Here is a 19,067-nt window from a genome sequence, read left to right on the forward strand (position 1 = left end):
TCGGCGCCACTTCAGCCGCGCTGTTCCAGCGCCTGCCGCACCAGCCGGTGGAAGCCGTAGATATCCTCGCGGATGATCAGGCTGCCATCGGCTGCCACCTCATGGGTGTTGTAGACCAGATGGATCGCCAGAGGCGCAGGCAGGTTGATCCGACGCTCGCCCGAGCCGATCAGCTTCTTCAGCCGCTCATGCGTCCATTCCGGTCCCAACACCTGATCGGCTAGCAGGAACGGGTTGTCGACCCGGACGCAGCCATGGCTGAAGGCGCGCCGCTCGTTGACGAAAAGCCTGCGGTTGGGCGTGTCGTGCAGATAGACGGCATGGTCGTTGGGGAACATGAACTTGATCCAGCCCAGCGCATTGCGCTCGCCGGGCGGCTGGCGCACCGAGATGCTGGAGCCCCGTCGTGTCACCACATAGCCGCGCTTGGCAGCGTATTCGGGATCGGCCGCGAGGCCCGGCAGGAACTCCTTCTTCATGATCGAGGGCGGCACGAACCAGGACGGATTGACGATGACGTGGTCCATCCTGTGCGAGAAGATCGGCGTCGCGCTCTCGGGCTTGCCCACGATCGTGCGGGCCTGGTGAACCAGCTTGCCGTCGCGGAACACGCGCACCTGGAATTCCGGCACGTTGACGATGATGTGGTTTGCCCCGAGATCGGGCGGCAGCCAGCGCCAGCGCTCCATCTGCGCGATGATGTCCTGCTCGCCGCGCGCCGTGGCGGGCGTGCCGAGCGCGGCCAGCGTCTGCGAACTGAGGACGCCATTGGCCGGCAGCCCTGCCTTCTTCTGGAAATCGGCGAGCGCAAGCGAGGTCGAACGATCGAACACCGGCTCGCTCGACGAACCAAGGCCCAGACGCGCCCTGACCAGCGGAACGCGCTCGTCGCGCATACCGAGTTTGAGCGCCGGGCCGGCGGGAATGCGAACCAGCGGCGTATCGTCGAGATGACCGCGCAATTCGACCAGCTTGGCCTTGAGCCGGCGATAGCCCTCATGGGGCGGGTTGAAGGCCGCCAGCGCCGCGCCGGCATCGGACGCCGCCGTCAGCTCGGACAGGACCTCGGTCGCAGAGGGCAGATAGAGCGTTGGCGTGATCAGCTTCGACAGTCGGCGCGGATCGATGCGTCCGCCACGCGCGTCACGGGCATAGAGCACGGCCAGCGCCGAAAGCCGGATATCGGCCTCGGCCAGACCGCCCTTGTCGCTCGCCTCGAACACAGGCAGCGCATAATCCGTCGGCCGCAGACCGTCCTCGCCGGCGCGACCGAGCTGCGCGACCAGCTTCTGGCCGGCGGCGCTCCAGCCCTTGCCGTCGATCCAGAGCGGCCGGTTCTGATTCGCCTGGTAGGCCGCGACGATCTCGCTGCGCTCGCGTTCGGCCAGGCGCGGCAGCGCCAGTCCCTCGCCGAGACGCCCGGCGATGTCGGCGGCGAAATCGGGGCTTGCCGGCAGTTCGACCACGACCTTGGGCAGGTCCGGCGGCGGGATGATCGGTTCCGCCGAACGCAGGGGCTCCGGCGCGGACGGGGCAGCCGCCGGCGGCGTCACCACGGGCACCAGCCCCGGGTCGGTCGGCGGCAGTTCGATCGTGGGGATGTCGAGGGCCGTCGGGTGCTCCTCGATCGCGGGCACCGACACCGGCGTCGCGGGCACCTCTGGAGCGGCAAGGCTGCCCTGCTGCGGCTGCGCGGAGGGCGCTACGGTGCCGGTCACCATGCCGCGCTCGGAGGCACGCTGCTCCGGCGTCGGAGAAACATCGACGACGACTTCGGGCAGCGGCGGCAGATGCAGGTCGACCGGCCTGTCCGTCTTCAGGATGATCAATTCCTGGGGCTGCGGCAGCGGTATGCCAAGCGTCGGATCGGCCTCGGCGGCGGATTGCGCGAAGGCCAGAGTGGTACCCAGCGCGAGCCCGACGGCCAAAGCCGAGACCGAACGCGTCCAGAGCAGACGACGCATGCCCGAAATCCCCGATATGATGCCGAATCCACGCCATCTCTGCGTGACTCGCGCGACCCCGACAAGATGCGGCAAAGCAACAGCCGACATCATTCAAAACCCATGGAACGTGCCTGGAGCTTGCCTGGAGATTCCCGCCGGGACCTCGACCACCATGAAAGCGGTATGTCGAATGGTCAGGCCCAAGAGATCGCCAGACGAACTCTCAGGCGGCATTGGAGTCTTCTGAGGCGTCTTCGCCGTCGATCAGCCCATAATCCTTGAGCTTGCGGTAGAGCGTCGAACGGCCGATGCCGAGCTTGCGCGAGATCTCGGACATGTGTCCGCGATAATGCGCCAGCGCGAAGGTGATGATTTCGCGCTCGAGGTCGTCGAGCTTGCGCATGTCGGAGCCGGAGACGAGATCGATCGCATTGGGGTCGCGCACCGGCACCTGGATGATGCGCGGTGTGTCGCCCTGACCCTCGCTGCGCGCGATCGCGGCCGGCGCAGGTGGGATGCGCACGTCGAACCCCTCCACCTGCGCGGCGATCTGCGGAAACTCGGCGACGGTCAATTCGTCGCCATCGGCCAGCACCACGGCACGGAACATCGCGTTCTCGAGCTGACGCACATTGCCCGGCCAGTCGTAGCCGCTGATCAGCGCCAGCGCCTCGGCCGCGATGCCGCGCAGCTTCTTGCCTTCTTCCGCCGCGAAACGGGCCAGGAAGCCGCGCGCCAGGTCGGCGATGTCCTCGCGGCGCTGGCGCAGCGGCGGCAGCGTGATCGGAAAGACGTTGAGCCGGTAATACAGATCCTCGCGGAACTCGCCCTGCTTGACTTGGTCGAGCAGGCTCTTGTTGGTGGCTGATATGATCCGAATATCGACGCGGATCGATTTCTTGCCGCCGACGGGATCGACCTCGCTTTCCTGGATCGCCCGCAGCAGCTTGACCTGCGCGTCGAGCGGCAGTTCGCCGACCTCGTCGAGGAACAGCGTGCCGCCATTGGCCACGACGAACTTGCCGATATGGCGCTCGGTCGCACCGGTGAAGGCGCCCTTTTCATGCCCGAAGAGGATAGATTCGACCAGGTTGTGCGGGATTGCGCCGCAATTCACCGTGACGAAGGGCTTGCCCTTGCGGTCGCTGGAGCCCTGGATCGCGCGCGCCAGGACCTCCTTGCCGACGCCGGATTCACCCTCGACCAGGATCGGGATGTTGGATTTCGCCGCCCGTTCGGCCAGCCGCACCACGCGCGCCATGTCGGCGCTCTTGGTCGCGAGGTCGCGGAAGCCCAGCGTCCCGGAGGCCCTGCGCTTGATGTGGCGTAGCTCGTGCTCGAGCGCCCCCAGCTTCATCGCGTTCTTGATCGAGATCTGCAGCCGCTCGGCCCCGACCGGCTTCACCACGAAATCGACCGCTCCGGCGCGCATCGCAGAGACCACGGTCTCGATCGAGCCATGCGCGGTCTGCACGATCACCGGCGTCTCGATCGCCTTTTCACGCAGCATCGCCAGCACGCCCATGCCGTCGAGATCGGGCATGACGAGGTCCAGCACGACGGCATCGAACCGCACGCCTTCGCCATGCGCGAGGATCTGGACCGCCTCGTCGCCGCTCGCGGCGGTCACGACATCATAGCCGAAACGCTTGAGCATGGCGTCGAGCAGCCGCCGCTGGACGGGATCGTCATCGACAACGAGAACGGTGGCGGTCATGGAACCTCGAAGGCCAGGCAAGCCGAAGGCGATGCAGTACAGAACGGAATCGGCTGTTCCGTTCTGGGGCATACTCGGCCAGAATCGGTTAAGCGGCTCTTAAGCGCGCTCGTTCGGTTCGCCGGGTTGGGCCATTTCTTGGCAGGCCTGCGGCGCTTCGACCTATTTGCCCGAAACGCCCGACGTTGATCGCACGGCCTCGACCGCGCATATGAGGCGGACGGCCCGTTTCGCCAGCAAGGTGCTTGAACCATGACGACTGCTTTCGACCGACCGCTCGTCCAAAGCGCGGCGGCGCACGCCGGGACAAGCACCGCCCGAATGGCGAACGCATTGGGGGCTCTGCCGGAATGGGATCTGAGCCATCTCTATCCGGGGATGGAATCCCCCCTCTTCCACGCCGATCTCGACCGGGCGCTTGCAGAGGCCCAGCGCTTCGCCGAACTCTATCGCGGCAAGCTTGCAGCGCTGGCACAGAGCGAGGATGCGGCCACCGTGCTGGCGGAAGCGGTCGCGGCCTATGAGTCGCTCAGCGACCTGATCGGCCGGATCGGCGCCTATGCCGGCCTGGTCTATTCCGGCGACACGACGGACCCGGACCGCGCCAAGTTCTACGGCGACACGCAGGATCGCGTGAATGCGGCCGTGACCGAACTGCTGTTCTTCGAACTCGAGCTCAACCGCATCGCGCCCGAGGTGATGGCACAGGTCTCGGCTCAGGCGCCGCTCTCGCACTGGAAGCCCTGGCTCGATGATCTTGCCAGGGACAAGCCGCACCAGCTCGAGGATCGTGTCGAGGCGCTCTTCCACGAGAAGTCGATGACCGGCCACGCCGCGTGGAACCGGCTTTTCGACGAGACCATCGCCTCGCTGCGCTTCAAGCTCGGCGACGAGGAACTGACGCTCGAACTGACGCTGAACAAGCTGCAGGATTCCGACGGCACTGTCCGCAAGGCCGCGGCCGAGGCGCTGAGCGAGGTGTTTCGCGCACATCTGCGCACCTTCGCACTGATCACCAACACGCTGGCCAAGGACAAGGAGATCTCCGATCGCTGGCGCAAATTCGAGGATGTCGCGGATTCCCGCCACCTCGCCAACCGCGTCGAGCGCGAGGTCGTCGATGCGCTGGTCTTAGCCGTGCGCGACGCCTATCCGCGGCTGTCGCATCGCTACTACAAGCTGAAGGCCAAGTGGTTCGGCCGCGAGCAGCTCGATTTCTGGGACCGCAACGCCCCGCTGCCGCAGGTCGAGCAGCGCACGATCCCCTGGACCGAGGCACGCGACACCGTGCTCGACGCCTATGGCGCGTTTTCGCCTGAAATGGCCGGCATAGCCCGGCGCTTCTTCGACGAGGGCTGGATCGACGCACCGGTGCGCCCCGGCAAGGCGCCGGGCGCCTTCGCCCACCCGACGGTGCCGTCAGTGCATCCCTATGTGCTGATCAATTATCAGGGCAAGCCGCGCGACGTGATGACGCTCGCCCATGAGCTCGGCCATGGCGTGCATCAGGTCCTGGCCGCCCCCAACGGCGCGCTGATGGCCCCGACGCCGCTGACGCTGGCCGAAACCGCGAGCGTCTTCGGCGAGATGCTGACCTTCCGCCGCCTGCTCGACGGCACGAAAAATCAGAAGCAGCGCAAGGCCATGCTCGCCGCCAAGGTCGAGGACATGATCAACACGGTCGTGCGCCAGATCGCCTTCTACTCCTTCGAGCGCAAGGTTCACGAGGCGCGCAAAGGCGGTGAACTGACGGCCGAGGCGCTCTGCGAACTCTGGATGAGCGTGCAGGCGGAAAGCCTGGGGCCGGCGATCCGGCTGGGCGCAGGCTACGAGCCGTTCTGGTGCTACATCCCGCACTTCATCCATTCGCCCTTCTACGTCTACGCCTATGCCTTCGGTGATTGCCTGGTGAACTCGCTCTACGGCGTCTACCAGAACGCGCCGGACGGCTTCCAGGAGCGCTATTTCGCCCTGCTCTCGGCTGGCGGCACGAAGCACCATTCCGAGCTGCTGGCCCCCTTCGGCCTCGACGCCCGCGACCCCGCCTTCTGGCAGATCGGGCTCAGGATGATCGAGGGGATGATCGTGGAGCTGGAGGGGATGGATTAGGGGCGCGGCCTCCACGTCATGGTCGGGCTCGACCCGAGAATGACGGCTCTAGAATTGCAGCTTTAGCCCCACCATCGAAACATTCGCCGTATAGTCCGAGCCCTGCGCGGTCGAGTTCAGCCGCTCATGGGTGAAGCTCGCCCTGACCGCAACCGTGCGGGTTAGCTTGTATTCGAGCCGTGCGCCGACGGTCGAAAAATCCTCGCGCAGGCCCTGGCCGTCATATTCGGTGCGGCCGAAGGTGGTGAAGCCGGTCACGGTCAGATTGCGGCGCAGCGCATGGGCGACCTCAAGGCTGACGCGCCGCGCCGTCGTGCCGCTGCTGCCGGGAATGGTCGTGTCGCCGAGTTCGGCGCTGCCGCGCAACGTCACCGTAGTCAGCGGCGTCGGCGTCCACAGCACGGCCGCATCGCCAATGAGCCCGCGCAGGTTCTTCAGCCGCGCATCGTCATAGGCCCGGTCCTGATAGCCGATCGAGACCTCGCCGGTGAGCATCCGGCTGATCTCGAAGGTCGAACCGACCCGGGCGCCATAGCCCTGCGACGAGCGTTGGAACCCGTTCGAATCGAAGGTTTCGTCGAATTCGCGCGTGTCGATCTCACCTTGCACGAACGGCTTGAAGCCCGGCGTCACCTCGTAGCCGGCCCGCAGCCGCAGGCCGTATTGCGTCTGGTTGCGGTCGCGCTGACTGAGGATGGCGCCACTGGTGAGCTGCGCATCCTCGTAATCGCTGCGGTCGACCGAGCCGCGCAGGGTGAGCTGCAGCCGGTTGATGTCATGCGTCACGCCCGCCGACGCGCCGTACTGGTAGATCAGCGGCCGCCCGGTCACCGAGGCGGTCAGATCCGGTGAGCCAGGGCGCTGCGTGTCAAGTTTCACCCGGGATTCCAGCAGAATGCGCGTGTCGCGCGAGGCATCGAGCCTGAGATCGAGCCCGCCCTCGGCATCGGGCCGCGAGGCGTCGCGGTCCCGGAAATAGTCGCTGTAGCCGCCGCGCAGCTTGCCCTTGAGCTCATGCACGTTCCAGTCGGACTGGACGTCGAGTTCGCCCTCATAGCGGCCGAAGGCCGAACCCTTCGCAGCCGGCCCTGAAAGACGCTGCGGATTGCTGTCGTAGCCGGTCGAGTTGGTGATCGCGGGACGCAGGATCACATTGCCCAACCGAAGGCCGAGCGGCGCGTAAGGGTCGTCCGCGACGGGACTGCGCTTGCGCTGCGGCAATGGCTCGGGCACGGGCGGCAGGCCCGTGACGACAGCCTGCGGCGCCCGGAACTGGCGCTGCGTCACGCCGCGCGTATTGCGGGCCTGGACCGGCCGGCTTGCCCGCGACGGCGCCTTGCGCGAGACGACCGAATTCTGCCCCTGGATCAGGGCGGCCGGCTCCTGCGTGCCGGTCGGTGTGATCGCCAGCCCCGTGACAGGTGCCGGCGTCGCGACCGGTGGCTGCGCGACATAGGCCGGCGTGCCCGCGCGCAAACCGCTCGACCGCGACTGCTGCGCCTGCGCGTCGGCCACGGCGAGTCCGAGGCTCGCCATGGCGACGCCCGACAGCAGCAGGTTTGTGACGCGGCAGGACACGCGGGGACTCGATGCTCCAGGCGACAGGGCCCGCGCGCCGTCACGGCGCGCATGGTTAACGGAGTTAGAACGAAGAGGGTTAATGGCCCGTCAATGCGGCCCGCCTGGTCGTGCGCCGGTGGTGGCGTCCGCGCCCCCGGACATGCTAGAGCGCCTGCCCATGACAGCCGATATCCGCGCCTCGGCGCTGCACACCATCGCGACCGAACGGACCGGCCTGGACATCCTCCACGCCGCCCTCGCCGACGGTCTGGGCGAGCCCTTCGCGGCCGCCGTCGAGATGATCCGGGCTGCCACCGGCCGCGTCATCGTCAGCGGCATGGGCAAATCCGGCCATGTCGGCCGCAAGATCGCAGCGACCTTGGCCTCGACCGGCACGCCCGCCCATTTCGTTCACCCGGCCGAGGCCAGCCATGGCGATCTGGGCATGGTCCAGCCCGACGATGTCGTGGTCGCGCTGTCCTGGTCGGGCGAGACGGCAGAACTCGCAGCCCTCGTCGCCCATACCCGCCGCTTCCGCGTCGGGCTGATCGGCATGACCGCCAATGCCGACAGCGCGCTCGGCCGCGAGGCCGATGTTGCACTGGTGCTGCCCAAAGCGCCGGAAGCCTGCCCGAACGGGCTCGCGCCGACCACCTCGACGACGATGCAGATGGCGCTGGGCGACGCGCTGGCCGTGGCGCTGCTGGAGGCGCGCGGCTTCTCCCCGCAGGATTTCTTCGTCTACCACCCCGGCGGAAAGCTCGGCGCCCAGCTCAAGACCGTCGCGAGCATCATGCACCGCGACGAGGCCCTGCCCCGCATCGGGCTCGATGCCCTTGTCGCCGATGTCGTCGCGATGATCTCGGCCAAGGGCTTCGGTTGCGCCATCGTGGTGGATCTCGACGGACGCCTGGCCGGCGTCGTCACCGATGGCGACCTGCGCCGCAAGTTGACGTCGGCCGTCGTCACGGCCCAGCGCGCCCGCGATGTGATGACGCCCAACCCACGCCGGATCGCACCCGACGCGCTGGCCGTCGAAGCACTGGAGATGGTCAACCGCCTGCGCATCACTGCCCTGATCGTCGCCGACGAAGAGGACCGCCCCGTCGGCCTCGTCCATGTCCACGATCTGCTGACGCTCGGCGTCGCCTGAGCGCAAAGCCCCAGTTGCGGCCGCGTATCGGAGGTTGCATCATGACGACCGGCGTCCTTTTGGCATCGGGCGCATGGCGTGGGGGCGCGACATGAGGCTGTTGCTGGGGCTTGGCGTGCTGCTCGTTCTCGCAGCCTGCGTCGATCGCAAACCGGGCAAGGAGAGCTTCTCGGCCGAGGAAGCCGCCTTCATCAAGAAGCCCGGCACGGGCGTGATCGTCGGCCATGCCTTCCGCACCAAACCCAGCGGCGTCGTGGTCAATGCAGCCGGCGAAATCGTGCGCCTGATCCCGAGCACCGCCTTTTCGCGCGAGCGCTTCACGCTGCTCTTCGGCAAGAGCAAGTTCCTGCCCCATGCGGGCTATCCGCGAGACGACAATCCCGACCCGGGCTATGCCGAATACGCACGCAACACCAAGGCCGAGGCCAACGGACGCTTCGCCTTCGAGAACGTCCCGCCCGGCGACTACATCGTCTCGACGCAGGTGATCTGGGGCGACGAGGAGGAGTTGTTCCGCCTCGGCGGCATGGTCTATGACACCGTCACCCTGACCGGTAAGGAGAAGGAGCCCGTCAGCGTCGTCCTCTCCGGAAACTGAAATCCTCGTGAAGCTCCTCCTCCTCGTCGTCGCCTGCGCCCTGATCGATGCCGACAACCGCGTGCTCGTGGCGCAGCGGCCGGAAGGCAAGTCGCTGGCGGGCCTGTGGGAATTCCCCGGCGGCAAGCTGGAGCCCGGCGAGCGCCCGGAGCCGGCGCTGATCCGCGAACTGTCGGAAGAGCTCGGAATCTCCGTCAAAGAGGACTGCCTGGCGCCGCTGACCTTCGCCAGCCATGCCTATCCCAACTTCCATTTGCTGATGCCGCTCTACATCTGCCGGCGCTGGCAGGGCCTGGTCGCCTCGCGCGAAGGCCAGGCGCTGAAATGGGTCCGCCCGGGCAAGCTCAGGGACCTAGCGATGCCGCCCGCAGACGAGCCGCTGATCGCGCATCTGGTCGATCTGCTGGGGGTGTGATCCGCCGCTCAGCTCAGGCTGCCTGCGGTCCAATCACCTTCTGAAAACAGCTTGAGCACGTGTCGGTGTAACCGAGATGCTCGTAAAACCGCTTGACGCGCTCATTGTCCCCGCGGACGAGCAGATTTAATTTCCATACGCCCCGCTTTACGAGCCATGCCTCGGCCGCAGCCATAACACTCCGTCCAAGGCCAGCCCCCTGATGCTCAGGTGCGGCTGCGACGTAGTAGACCCAGCCACGATGGCCATCTTCGCCCACCATCACCGTCGCGGCAACACGTCCATCCTGCAAAGCGACAAGAATAGTCGAATGCGGATCACGACACGCAAAGGCAATATCGGTTGCTGGGTCGTTCCATGAGCGGGCGACGCCCGCCGCGCGCCACAGGGCTATGACCTCGTCGTGATCGCCTTCATTGATGTCGCGGATCAGAGGTTCTGGCATGTTAAATCGCCTTGGGTCGCTAGGTTTTCTCCCTGCGTCATGCCCAATATACCGGGGGTTGTAAACTCGTCACGCGCCAGCTGAAACCGCTCGAACCGTGCCAATTCCTCCTCGATCCGCGCCTTCCGGTCCGGCGTCTCGCCGCCATCGAGCCATGTCCATTGCTGGATCAGCAACTTGCCTGCGGCACGGTCGGTCTTGAGGTCGAGCACCGCCACGATCGCGTCGCCGACCAGCGCCGGCAGCGCGAAATAGCCGTAAGCCCGCCTCTCCTTCGGCAGATAGGCCTCGAACAGATGCTGGTAGCCGAAGATCGCCTTCAGCCGCTTGCGCTGGATGATCAGCGGGTCGAAGGGCGACAGGACATGGACGAGATCGCCCGCTACGGGTTCGGCCGGCTCCAGAACCTCCGGCCGCGCCCAGTGCGGCACCCTCTCCGCCCCCTCGACATGGACCGGCACAAGCTCCTTGCGCCTGACGCGCGACGCGATCGCCTCGGCGACGGCCTTCTTGCTCGGCGCATCCAGATGGCAGATCGAATCGAGGCTTACGATCCCTTGCGCGCGTAAAGCCCGGTCGAGCTTGTAGGCGATGACCTGCCGCTCGGACGCCGGCGCCGGGCGCTTCTCCCAGCCGAAATGCCGGTCCATCAGCTCATAGGTCTTGAGCATCCCGGCGCGCGCCGAGATCGCCAGTTCGCCATCGTAGAAGGCCCGTTCCAGCAAGCCCTTCGAGGGCTTCTTACTGGCCCAGAGATGGGCCTTTTCGATCAGCACGTCGGTGTCGATGTCGCGGATCGTGAGCGCCCCGTCGCGGCGGATGCGGCGCAGCAGCTTGCGCGCGTCCTCGCGCCCGCCGACGGCCGACCAGCGTGTGGGCTCCTCGCGATGCGCCTTCATCGCCGGCAGGAAATAACGGATATCTGCGGCTGGCACATAGGACAGCGCGTGCGTCCAGTATTCCAGCACCGTCTTGTCGATGGACTGCGCCTGCTGCAGGTCAATACGCCGGTAGTCCGGGATACGGCTGTAGAGGATGTGGTGGTGGCAGCGCTCGATCACGTTGATCGTGTCGATCTGAACATAGCCCAGATGCGCGACCGCCGCCGCTGTCGCCTGCGGGCCGGAGCCGAACGGCTCGCGGCTGTCGAGCCGCTGCGCCTGGAGCCAGATGCGGCGCGCCTGCGGGGTCGAGAGGGTGAGCGGGGATCTGGAGCGGGGCGACATGAGGCAAGCTATCGCGCGACCTCCTGACAGGCCATGGCGGTGGTGAAGGGCTTTGGGGGTGCAGTCGGCTCCGCCGTCACCTGGCGGCGCCGTCCAGAGCCGCCATCAGCGCCTCTCGCGTTACCTCCGCCAGCCCCATCTGCAGCTTGAAGGCCTTCGTCTTCTCGCCGGGGTTCATCACCAGGATGACGGTCTCGTTGCCCGGACAGGCAGGATCGGCGCAGAGGATTTCGTTGACGGCAATGGCGGCGGCTTCCGGCAGGCCGAGAATGTCGCGCACATCGGCCTTGATCCGCGCCGCCTCCGCCGAGGCTTTCGCCTTCTCCGCCGCGCTCTTGCCGAACAGACCAAAGCGCATCGCCGCTCAGGCCGCTGGCAGAGTGAACACCCCGGCCAGGCCGTCCTCCGCCCCGAAGGCGAGGCGCTTGCCGAGCTTGTCCCAGGCGAAGGCGGTGATGCCGCTGGCCTTCAGCGCCGGCCGTACCAGCAGTTCCGAGGCGTCGGTCAGGCGGATCATCAGGATGCAGCCATCGTCATATCCGACCGCCAGCACCAGCGCCTTCGGATGGAACGCGACCTGGGAGACCTTGGCGTGGCGCGCCCCGCATTCGCGCGGCGCCTTGCCGGTCGGCCCCTCGCCCTGGAACGGCCAGACGATCGCGGCGTCCGCGCCGCTTGAAGCCAGCCACAGCCTGTCATGCGACCAGGACAGCGAGCGCGGCTTGGACGGGTAGCCGGTCATGCGCATATGCGTCGGCTTGTCGCCGAGCTTCCAGCCATGCAGCGCATTCTCCTGCATCGAGGACACGACGAAGCGGCCGTCAGACGACCAGGTCAGGTCGAGATGCGAGCCCTTCCATTCGAGGAATTCGGGCTTGGCCTCGGTGTTGGGATACCACAGCGCGACCCCGTTCATCTGCGCGATGCCCAGCCGGTAGCCCTTGGGCGCAAAGACCAGCCCCTGCGGCGTCGAGGCGACGTCGAGCGAGCGAACCCGGCCCTTGTCGTCGCGGGCATGGACGGTGCGACCCGTGTTCCAGGCGAGACTCCCCGAAGCCGACAGCGTCACCGCGTCGATCCAGCGCCGCTTGGGGTCTTTCGCGATCTCGCTGGGAACGCCCTCGACGCCGAGCGACACGACGCGCCCGTCATCGCCGCCCGTGATCAGCCGTTCGCCATCGCCGCAGGCCGAGAGGATGCCGCCGGAATGGGCCTCGACGGTCTCAGCTTCGCCATCGCGCCAGCGCATCACGGCGCCATCGGCAAGCGCCAGCATCAGCGTATTCTTGATCCAGAGCGCCGCGACGACATGCGCCCCGGCCTCGACGGCAACGACATGCTCGCGCAGCGAGACGGGTTTGGGGGTGGTGTCCATGTGGCGGGTCTAGCGCAGCTTGTTCGGCGAGGAAACCACGTCGTCATTCCGGGCGGAGCGAAGCGCCGACCCGGAATCCATGCCGGAACCGTTCAGGCATGGATCCCGGATCGGCGCGGCCTTCAGCCGCTTGTCCGGGATGACGGCGCGTGGATAAACTGAAGAGGCAGGACCTCACGCCGCGCAGGCCAGAAACCCCTTGCGCAGTTCGCTTTCGTCGAGGTCGCGACCGATGAAGACCAGCCGCGAGGAGCGCGCCTCGTTCGCCTTCCAGTCGCGCTGCAGGTCGCCGTCCAGGATCATGTGCACGCCCTGGAAGACGAAGCGGCGCGGCTCGTCCTTGAAGGCCAGGATGCCCTTGGAGCGCAGGATGTTGGGGCCCTGCACCTGGCTGATGTCGTTGATCCACGGCATGAACTTTTCCGGATCGACATCGCCCTGCAGCGTGAACGACATCGAGCGCACCTCGTCGGAATGATGGTGATGGTGCCCGGATTCGAGGAAATCCGGCTCGATGTCGAGAATCCGGTCGAGGTCGAAGGCGTTGCGGTCGAGCAGCTGGTCGATCGGCAATTCGCAGCGCGTCGTCTTGTGCAGCTTGGCATAGGGGTTGATGGCGCGGATCGCGGCCTCGACCGAGGCCAGTTCCTCGGCACTGACAAGATCGACCTTGTTGAGGACGATGACGTCGGCGAAGGCGATCTGGTTCTTCGCCTCGGGCGCATCCTTCAGCCGGTCCTTCAGCCATTTGGCGTCGGTCACGGTGACGACGGCGTCCAGCCGCGTCGCGTCGCCGACGTCCTGGTCGACGAAGAAGGTCTGCGCGACCGGCGCCGGATCGGCGAGCCCCGTGGTTTCGACGATGATCGCGTCGAACTTGCCCTTGCGCTTCATCAGCCCGTCGAGGATGCGGATCAGGTCGCCGCGCACGGTGCAGCAGATGCAGCCATTGTTCATCTCGAAGATCTCTTCGTCGGCGCCGACGACGAGGTCGCCGTCGATGCCGGCCTCGCCGAACTCGTTGACGATAACGGCAAATTTCTTGCCATGATCCTCGGTGAGGATGCGGTTGAGCAGAGTGGTCTTGCCGGCGCCCAGATAGCCTGTGAGCACCGTAACGGGGATTTTCTCGGACATGGTCGATCCTGCTTTACCTAAGCGGCCCGTGGGTCCCGCAACCTGCATACACCCTCCGCCCGTCATCCCGGCCGAAGCGAAGCGGAGAGCCGGGATCCATTCCGGAACGGGTCAGGAATGGATCCCGGATCGGCGCCGCTTCGCGGCTTGTCCGGGATGACGGTGTGGTTCCGGGCTATCCTTTAAACCGGGCCGGCGCCGAGCGCCTTTTCGATCTGGCTTATATTGTGTTTCATCATCGCGATGTAAGTCCCCGCCGGCCCCGATGCGTCCGACAGCGCATCGGAGAAGAGTCGACCGCCGACCCTGGCCCCGGTCTCGCGGGCGATCTGCTCGATCAGGCGCGGATTGGTGACGTTTTCGAGGAAGACGGCCGGGATCCTCTCCGCCTTCATCTGCCGAATGATGCGCGCGACATCCTTGGCCGAGGCCTCGGCCTCGGTCGAGACGCCCTGCGGCGCGATGAACGCGATGCCATAGGCCTTGATGAAATAGCCGAAGGCATCGTGCGAGGTGATCGCCTTGCGCCGGTCGGCCGGAATGCGTGCGACCGCGGCTTTGATCTCACCTTCGACCGCATCGAGCTTCGCCAGATAGGCGCCCGCATTCGCCTCGAACACCGGCTTGCCGGCCGGATCGGCGGCGCTCAGCGCACCGCGGATATTGGCGACGTAGATCTTGGCATTGGCGACGCTCTGCCAGGCATGGGGATCGACGTCGTGATCATGGCCATGCCCCGCGTTGTCGTGATCGTCATCGGCCTTCAGCGGCGTGATGCCGGTGGTCGCGGTGGCGATGGTCGCCTTGGCGCCCGAGGATTTGATCAGGCGGGTCATCCAACCTTCGAACTTCAGTCCGTTGACGACGATGAGCTTCGCCGCCGCCATGCTCTTGGCGTCGGCCGGCGTCGGCGAATAGACATGCGCGTCGCCATTGGGCCCGACCAGCGTCGAAACCGAGACGCGGTCGCCGCCAACCTCCTTCACGAAATCGCCCAGCACCGAGAAGCTCGCCACCACCGGCAGCTTCTCCTGCGCCCTCGCCGGCGCACCGGCCAGCAGCAGCCCGGCGGCAAGGCTCGCGATCAGGTCAAGGCGATTGAACATAGCGATTCTCCAGCGAATAATGAAACACTATAACATTACTAGCGCTGGAGATGGCGGGCAGGCAAGAGGCGTCTCAGCAATCCGCCCTGCGAGCCGATCAGAAGCGAGCCGAGATAGAGCGCACCGGCCGCCAGGATGATCGCCGGCCCGGCCGGGAGATTGCTCCCAGCCGAATAGGAGACGACGAGCCCGGCATAGCCGGAGACCATGCCAAAGCCCGAGGCAAGAAGGATCAGCCGCGTGATGTCTGCCGTCCAGAAGCGCGCCGCAGCCGCCGGCAGCATCATCAGCCCGACCGCGAGCAGGGTGCCCAGCGCATGGAAGCCCGCCACGAGATTGAGCACGACGAGGCCGAGAAAGGTCAGATGCACGATGCCGCCCGAGCGGCTGACCGAGCGCAGGAAGCCGGGATCGACGCATTCCATCACCAGCGGGCGATAGAGCGCAGCCAGCGTCAGCAGGCTCACTGTCGCAACGCCTGCCAGCAGCACCAGCACGTCGTCGTCGAGCGCCAGCACATTGCCGAACAGCACATGGAAGAGATCGACCGCCGAGCCGCGCAGCGAGATGATGGTGACGCCGAGCGCCAGCGAGATCAGGTAGAAGGCGGCGAGCGACGCATCCTCCTTCATCACCGTCAGCCGCGCCACGGCGCCTGCCGCCAGTGCGACAGCAAAGCCCGCCGCAAGCCCGCCGATCGTCATCGCCGGCAGCGAGAAGCCGGCGACGAGATAGCCGATCGCGGCACCCGGCAGGATGGCATGCGCCATGGCGTCACCGGTCAGGCTCATCCGCCGCAGCATCAGGAACACGCCGATCGGCGCCCCCGACACCGAAAGCGCAATGATCCCAACCAGCGCCCGGCGCATGAAGTCGAATTCGACGAAGGGACCGATGAAGAGGTCGTAGAGCAGCGCGATCAACGGTGTGGTTTCCTGACGCCGTCATTCCGGACAAGCCGCGAAGCGGCGCCGATCCGGAATCCATCATAAGGCACCATCGGTGCTCTAGAATGGATTCCGGGTCTCCGCTGCGCTCCGCCCGGAATGACGGCGTCCTTGTCTTGAAGACAGGGTGGACGCAGAGAAAGAGCTACGCCGCGTCGCGCTCGCACGGCGCGGCGTGGCTGTCGAAGGCCTCAACCATGCGGCGCGCCTTCAGCAGATTGTCCGGCGTCAGCACATCGGCGGTCGCACCCCAGGCAACGGTCTCGCGCGCCAGCAGCAGCGTCTGCGGGAAGGCGCGGCGCACCGTCTCGATGTCGTGCAGCACGGCGACGACCGTGCGCGCCTCGCCATGCCAGCGCTGCACCAGCGCCAGCAGATCGGCCGTGGTGCGAGCGTCGATCGCGGTGAAGGGCTCGTCGAGCAGGATGATGTCCGCATCCTGCAGCAGGAGCCGCGCGAACAGCGCCCGCTGCATCTGCCCACCCGAGAGATTGCCGATCGGACGGCGCTCGAAACCGGTCAGGCCGACAGCCGCGATCGCCTGCTCGACCTTTGCCTTCGCGCCCAGCCCGATGCGCCCGAAGATGCCGGCCGAGCCCCACAGACCCATGGCGACGAGATCATAGACATGGATCGGGAAGGAGCGGTCGAGATCGGCCGATTGCGGCAGGTAGGCGAGGCGCTTGCCCCGGGCCAGCGTCAGCCCGCCGTCAAGCGGCGACAGCGCTCCGGCGATACCCTTGAGCAAGGTCGACTTGCCCGCACCATTGGGGCCGACGATCGCGGTCAGGCTGCCCGAGGCGATCTCTCCCGACAGATGATGCACCGCAGGGTGGCGGTCGTAGCCGAGCGTCAGATCGTCGAGGCGGATAGCGGGCACGAACGCGAACTCTCTTCAAACGATGACAGCGAGCGTCGCGGCCCAGACCGCGGCGATGACGACGAGCGCCAGCCCGAGCCGCTGGCCCGCCGACAGCCGCAACAGCGACCAGCCGGGATCCTCCGAAGCGGCGCGATGGGCGGGGGCGTGCGGATGGCTCATATGGAATGATATAATGTTACGCAGAAGCGGAGGCAAGCGTGATCCGCAAGCGCAATCGTCTATCGTCCACTCTTGGCTTTGCGATTATTTGGAGTTACATTAAATCGTTAAACTCAACTACGACGAGATCAAGCGCGCCGAATGCCTTGCCCATCGGGGTCTCGATTTTGCGCGTGCTGGCGAGGTGTTCGGCGGCCTGACTTCACGCCGGAGGATGTGCGGACGGATTACGGCGAGGCCCGGTTCATCACGGCCGGCCTGCTCCAAGGTCGCATGGTCGTGATCGTCTGGACTCCGCGCGGCGATAAACGTCGCATCATCAGCATGAGAAAAGCCAATGACCGAGAACAAGCCCGCTACCAAAGCCGATTGGGTTGACCCGGACGATGCGCCCGAACTGACGGATGCATGGTTCGATACTGCCGACGTTCACAAGGACGGCGTACTCGTACGGCGTGGTCGCGGCCGGCCGAAGGTCGAAACGCCGAAGCGACAAATCACCCTGCGGCTCGACGCCGATGTCATCGATCGCTTCCGCGCGACGGGGCCGGGCTGGCAGGCAAGAATGAACGACGCTCTGCGCAAGGCGGTCTAAAGCCTTCAGAACGGCAGATACTGATACAGCCAGGTCTCGGTCAGCACCGCGTCGCCGCCGCGCATGAAGCAGCGCATCTCGACGGGGTCGTTGCCCTCGACCGTCAGGTCGAACTGGGCCCGCCAATGGCCGGGCACGTCGTCGGGCACGGCCTCGGCGAAGACATAGGAGAAGCTCCCACGCGAGGCCGAGAGCACCACCTCGGGCTTCACGCCGAAGGGAATCTTTTCCAGTGCCGGACCAAGAAATTCGACCATGAATTTCCGCACGCCCCTCGGGCGCACCGTGCCGGGCTGGCCGCCATTGCCGAGTCGCGTCGCCACCACGCGCCCCAGAGCCGGCACGAAGGGCTCGTCGGCGAGCCAGTGCAACGTGTAGCGATAGGCGTAGGATGCGCCGGCCCGCGCCGGTCCATCGGGCACCCACATCGCGACGATGTTATCGTGGATCTCGTCGTCGGTCGGGATCTCGATCAGCTGGACCGCACCCTTCCCCCAGGATCCTTGCGTCTCGACCCACAAGCTCGGCCGGCGCTCGTAGAACACGCCGTCGAGATAATGCCCGACCTCGCGGTCGCGCTGCAGCAGCCCGAAGCCGCGCGGGTTCTCGTCCATGAAGGCTGACGCCGTGGTACGCACCGGATTGTTGAGCGGCCGGAAGGCGCGCTCGCCCGCGCCGGTCCACAGCGCCAGACCGTCGGAATCATGCACCTCGGGCCGCCAGTCGACGGCGGTGGACTTGGCCGTCTCCGAATACCAGTACATCGAGGTCAACGGCGCGATCCCGAGCCGGGCGACGTCGTTTCGCAGGAACAGCGCCTTCTCGATCTCCATGGTCACGCCCTTGGCGCGATGCATCCGGAAGCGATAGGCGCCGGCCACGCTCGGCCCTGAGAGCAGCGCGTAGACCACGACATATTCGGACGCCGCCTGCGGCGTCTCCAGCCAGATATGGGTGAAGTCGGGAAACTCCTCCGGCTTGCCGGCGACAGCCGGATCGATCGCGAGGCCGCGCGCCGACAGGCCGTACTGGTAGAGTTCGCCGATGGCGCGGAAATAGGAGGCGCCGAGAAAGGCGACCCAGTCGTTCTTCTTCCAGTCGAGCTTCTCGCCCTTGCGGCCGGGATGGCCGGTGCGGCTTTCCTGAAAGCGGAAGCCGGCGAAACCAGCGCCGGCCGGCAGCTCCTTGGCCGGCGAATCCGCCGGCATCTCGAAATAGCTCTCGTCATAGACGATCTCGCGGGCCTGCCCCCCATCGACGACGTGCATCCTGACCGGCTTCTGGAAATAGCGGCCGAGATGGAAGAAGGTCACCGGCCAGGGCGAGGGCCCGTTCGCCCACAGCGCCATCTCCGGCTTGAATTTGATCTTGCCATGGGCGTCGTAGTCGATGCGCTCCAGCACGTCGGCGCGCGGCGAAGGCGGCGCCTGATAGGGCTGGGCGGCGAGGGCGCGCGCCCGGGTCTTCAGCGCCTCGAAACCGAATGCCTCGGCCTCGCCGAGCTTCAGCCCTTGTTGGGCCAGCGCCTCGGGCGAAAAGCCCAGCGCCGCCAGCGTCGCGGTCGCGCCGGCACTGGCAAGCAGCGTGCGGCGGTCGAGCAGAGGCGGCGTGTTGCGGGCATTCATGTCTGGCGTGGCTCCTGGCCGGGCGATGTCGAAAGGATCGGGCGAACTGCACCGCCCGAAGCCGACTTGAG

Annotated in this window: 19 protein-coding genes; 6 read left to right on the forward strand and 13 right to left on the reverse strand. The window is 66.4% G+C overall.

Annotation, left to right across the window (positions count from 1 at the left end):
• Positions 1 to 11: 11 nt before the first annotated feature.
• Both AXW83_RS16815 and AXW83_RS16820 read right to left on the reverse strand, forming a co-directional pair.
• The gene (locus tag AXW83_RS16815) at positions 12 to 1,964 is read right to left on the reverse strand and encodes a L,D-transpeptidase family protein (RefSeq protein WP_066615258.1); all 1,953 of its coding nucleotides are present in this window, start codon (positions 1,962 to 1,964) and stop codon (positions 12 to 14) included.
• A 205-nt stretch (positions 1,965 to 2,169) separates the two neighbouring features.
• Positions 2,170 to 3,663 (reverse strand): sigma-54-dependent transcriptional regulator, encoded by a 1,494-nt coding sequence (locus AXW83_RS16820; RefSeq protein WP_066615260.1) that lies wholly within the window; start codon positions 3,661 to 3,663, stop codon positions 2,170 to 2,172.
• A gap of 321 nt (positions 3,664 to 3,984) precedes the next feature.
• Here AXW83_RS16820 and AXW83_RS16825 point away from each other — a divergent pair, with 321 nt between their 5' ends.
• On the forward strand, positions 3,985 to 5,772 hold the full coding sequence (locus AXW83_RS16825; RefSeq protein ID WP_066615262.1) for a M3 family oligoendopeptidase: 1,788 nt from the start codon (positions 3,985 to 3,987) through the stop codon (positions 5,770 to 5,772).
• A gap of 48 nt (positions 5,773 to 5,820) precedes the next feature.
• Here AXW83_RS16825 and AXW83_RS16830 read toward each other — a convergent pair whose 3' ends face one another.
• Entirely contained in the window at positions 5,821 to 7,350 is a 1,530-nt protein-coding gene (locus AXW83_RS16830) for an outer membrane beta-barrel protein (protein WP_066615263.1), read from the reverse strand.
• 160 nt (positions 7,351 to 7,510) lie between these two features.
• On the opposite strand from AXW83_RS16830, the gene AXW83_RS16835 reads away from it, so the two are divergent.
• The 3 genes from AXW83_RS16835 to AXW83_RS16845 all read left to right on the forward strand — a co-directional run bounded on the left by AXW83_RS16835 (position 7,511) and on the right by AXW83_RS16845 (position 9,498).
• Positions 7,511 to 8,485: a KpsF/GutQ family sugar-phosphate isomerase gene (locus AXW83_RS16835; RefSeq protein ID WP_236841696.1), complete on the forward strand. Its 975-nt coding sequence runs from the start codon at positions 7,511 to 7,513 to the stop codon at positions 8,483 to 8,485.
• Between the two features lie 91 nt (positions 8,486 to 8,576).
• The gene (locus tag AXW83_RS16840; RefSeq protein WP_156640142.1) at positions 8,577 to 9,083 is read left to right on the forward strand and encodes a carboxypeptidase regulatory-like domain-containing protein; all 507 of its coding nucleotides are present in this window, start codon (positions 8,577 to 8,579) and stop codon (positions 9,081 to 9,083) included.
• Between the two features lie 7 nt (positions 9,084 to 9,090).
• Positions 9,091 to 9,498: a (deoxy)nucleoside triphosphate pyrophosphohydrolase gene (locus AXW83_RS16845; RefSeq protein WP_210179606.1), complete on the forward strand. Its 408-nt coding sequence runs from the start codon at positions 9,091 to 9,093 to the stop codon at positions 9,496 to 9,498.
• A 13-nt stretch (positions 9,499 to 9,511) separates the two neighbouring features.
• Here AXW83_RS16845 and AXW83_RS16850 read toward each other — a convergent pair whose 3' ends face one another.
• From AXW83_RS16850 to AXW83_RS27190, 9 genes are all read right to left on the reverse strand, one after another.
• Positions 9,512 to 9,943, reverse strand: coding sequence for a GNAT family acetyltransferase (locus AXW83_RS16850; protein ID WP_066615268.1), 432 nt, complete (start codon positions 9,941 to 9,943; stop codon positions 9,512 to 9,514).
• Entirely contained in the window at positions 9,928 to 11,169 is a 1,242-nt protein-coding gene (locus AXW83_RS16855; RefSeq protein ID WP_082767196.1) for a winged helix-turn-helix domain-containing protein, read from the reverse strand. Before AXW83_RS16855 ends, AXW83_RS16850 begins: the two co-directional genes overlap by 16 nt.
• 76 nt (positions 11,170 to 11,245) lie before the next feature.
• Positions 11,246 to 11,527, reverse strand: a complete 282-nt coding sequence (locus AXW83_RS16860) for a hypothetical protein (RefSeq protein ID WP_156640144.1) — start codon at positions 11,525 to 11,527, stop codon at positions 11,246 to 11,248.
• Between the two features lie 6 nt (positions 11,528 to 11,533).
• Positions 11,534 to 12,544 carry a WD40 repeat domain-containing protein gene (locus AXW83_RS16865; protein ID WP_066615269.1) on the reverse strand — a complete coding sequence of 337 codons (1,011 nt, stop codon included), beginning with the start codon at positions 12,542 to 12,544 and terminating at the stop codon, positions 11,534 to 11,536.
• A gap of 174 nt (positions 12,545 to 12,718) precedes the next feature.
• Positions 12,719 to 13,681, reverse strand: a complete 963-nt coding sequence (locus AXW83_RS16870; RefSeq protein ID WP_066615271.1) for a CobW family GTP-binding protein — start codon at positions 13,679 to 13,681, stop codon at positions 12,719 to 12,721.
• A gap of 182 nt (positions 13,682 to 13,863) precedes the next feature.
• Positions 13,864 to 14,787 carry a metal ABC transporter substrate-binding protein gene (locus tag AXW83_RS16875; protein ID WP_066615279.1) on the reverse strand — a complete coding sequence of 308 codons (924 nt, stop codon included), beginning with the start codon at positions 14,785 to 14,787 and terminating at the stop codon, positions 13,864 to 13,866.
• A 38-nt stretch (positions 14,788 to 14,825) separates the two neighbouring features.
• Positions 14,826 to 15,656 carry a metal ABC transporter permease gene (locus AXW83_RS16880; protein WP_066620643.1) on the reverse strand — a complete coding sequence of 277 codons (831 nt, stop codon included), beginning with the start codon at positions 15,654 to 15,656 and terminating at the stop codon, positions 14,826 to 14,828.
• Between the two features lie 223 nt (positions 15,657 to 15,879).
• On the reverse strand, positions 15,880 to 16,614 hold the full coding sequence (gene aztA, locus AXW83_RS16885) for a zinc ABC transporter ATP-binding protein AztA (protein ID WP_066615281.1): 735 nt from the start codon (positions 16,612 to 16,614) through the stop codon (positions 15,880 to 15,882).
• A 15-nt stretch (positions 16,615 to 16,629) separates the two neighbouring features.
• Positions 16,630 to 16,776 (reverse strand): hypothetical protein, encoded by a 147-nt coding sequence (locus AXW83_RS27190; RefSeq protein WP_156640146.1) that lies wholly within the window; start codon positions 16,774 to 16,776, stop codon positions 16,630 to 16,632.
• 141 nt (positions 16,777 to 16,917) lie between these two features.
• On the opposite strand from AXW83_RS27190, the gene AXW83_RS26655 reads away from it, so the two are divergent.
• Both AXW83_RS26655 and AXW83_RS16890 read left to right on the forward strand, forming a co-directional pair.
• Positions 16,918 to 17,154 carry a BrnT family toxin gene (locus AXW83_RS26655; RefSeq protein WP_236841697.1) on the forward strand — a complete coding sequence of 79 codons (237 nt, stop codon included), beginning with the start codon at positions 16,918 to 16,920 and terminating at the stop codon, positions 17,152 to 17,154.
• Positions 17,114 to 17,371, forward strand: coding sequence for a BrnA antitoxin family protein (locus AXW83_RS16890; protein WP_066615283.1), 258 nt, complete (start codon positions 17,114 to 17,116; stop codon positions 17,369 to 17,371). The genes AXW83_RS26655 and AXW83_RS16890 overlap by 41 nt, the downstream gene beginning before the upstream one ends.
• 5 nt (positions 17,372 to 17,376) lie before the next feature.
• Here AXW83_RS16890 and AXW83_RS16895 read toward each other — a convergent pair whose 3' ends face one another.
• The gene (locus tag AXW83_RS16895; RefSeq protein WP_210179607.1) at positions 17,377 to 18,996 is read right to left on the reverse strand and encodes an OpgD/OpgG family glucan biosynthesis protein; all 1,620 of its coding nucleotides are present in this window, start codon (positions 18,994 to 18,996) and stop codon (positions 17,377 to 17,379) included.
• Positions 18,997 to 19,067 lie beyond the last annotated feature (71 nt).

The sequence above is a fragment of the Bosea sp. PAMC 26642 genome, from assembly GCF_001562255.1.
Classification (GTDB): domain Bacteria; phylum Pseudomonadota; class Alphaproteobacteria; order Rhizobiales; family Beijerinckiaceae; genus Allobosea.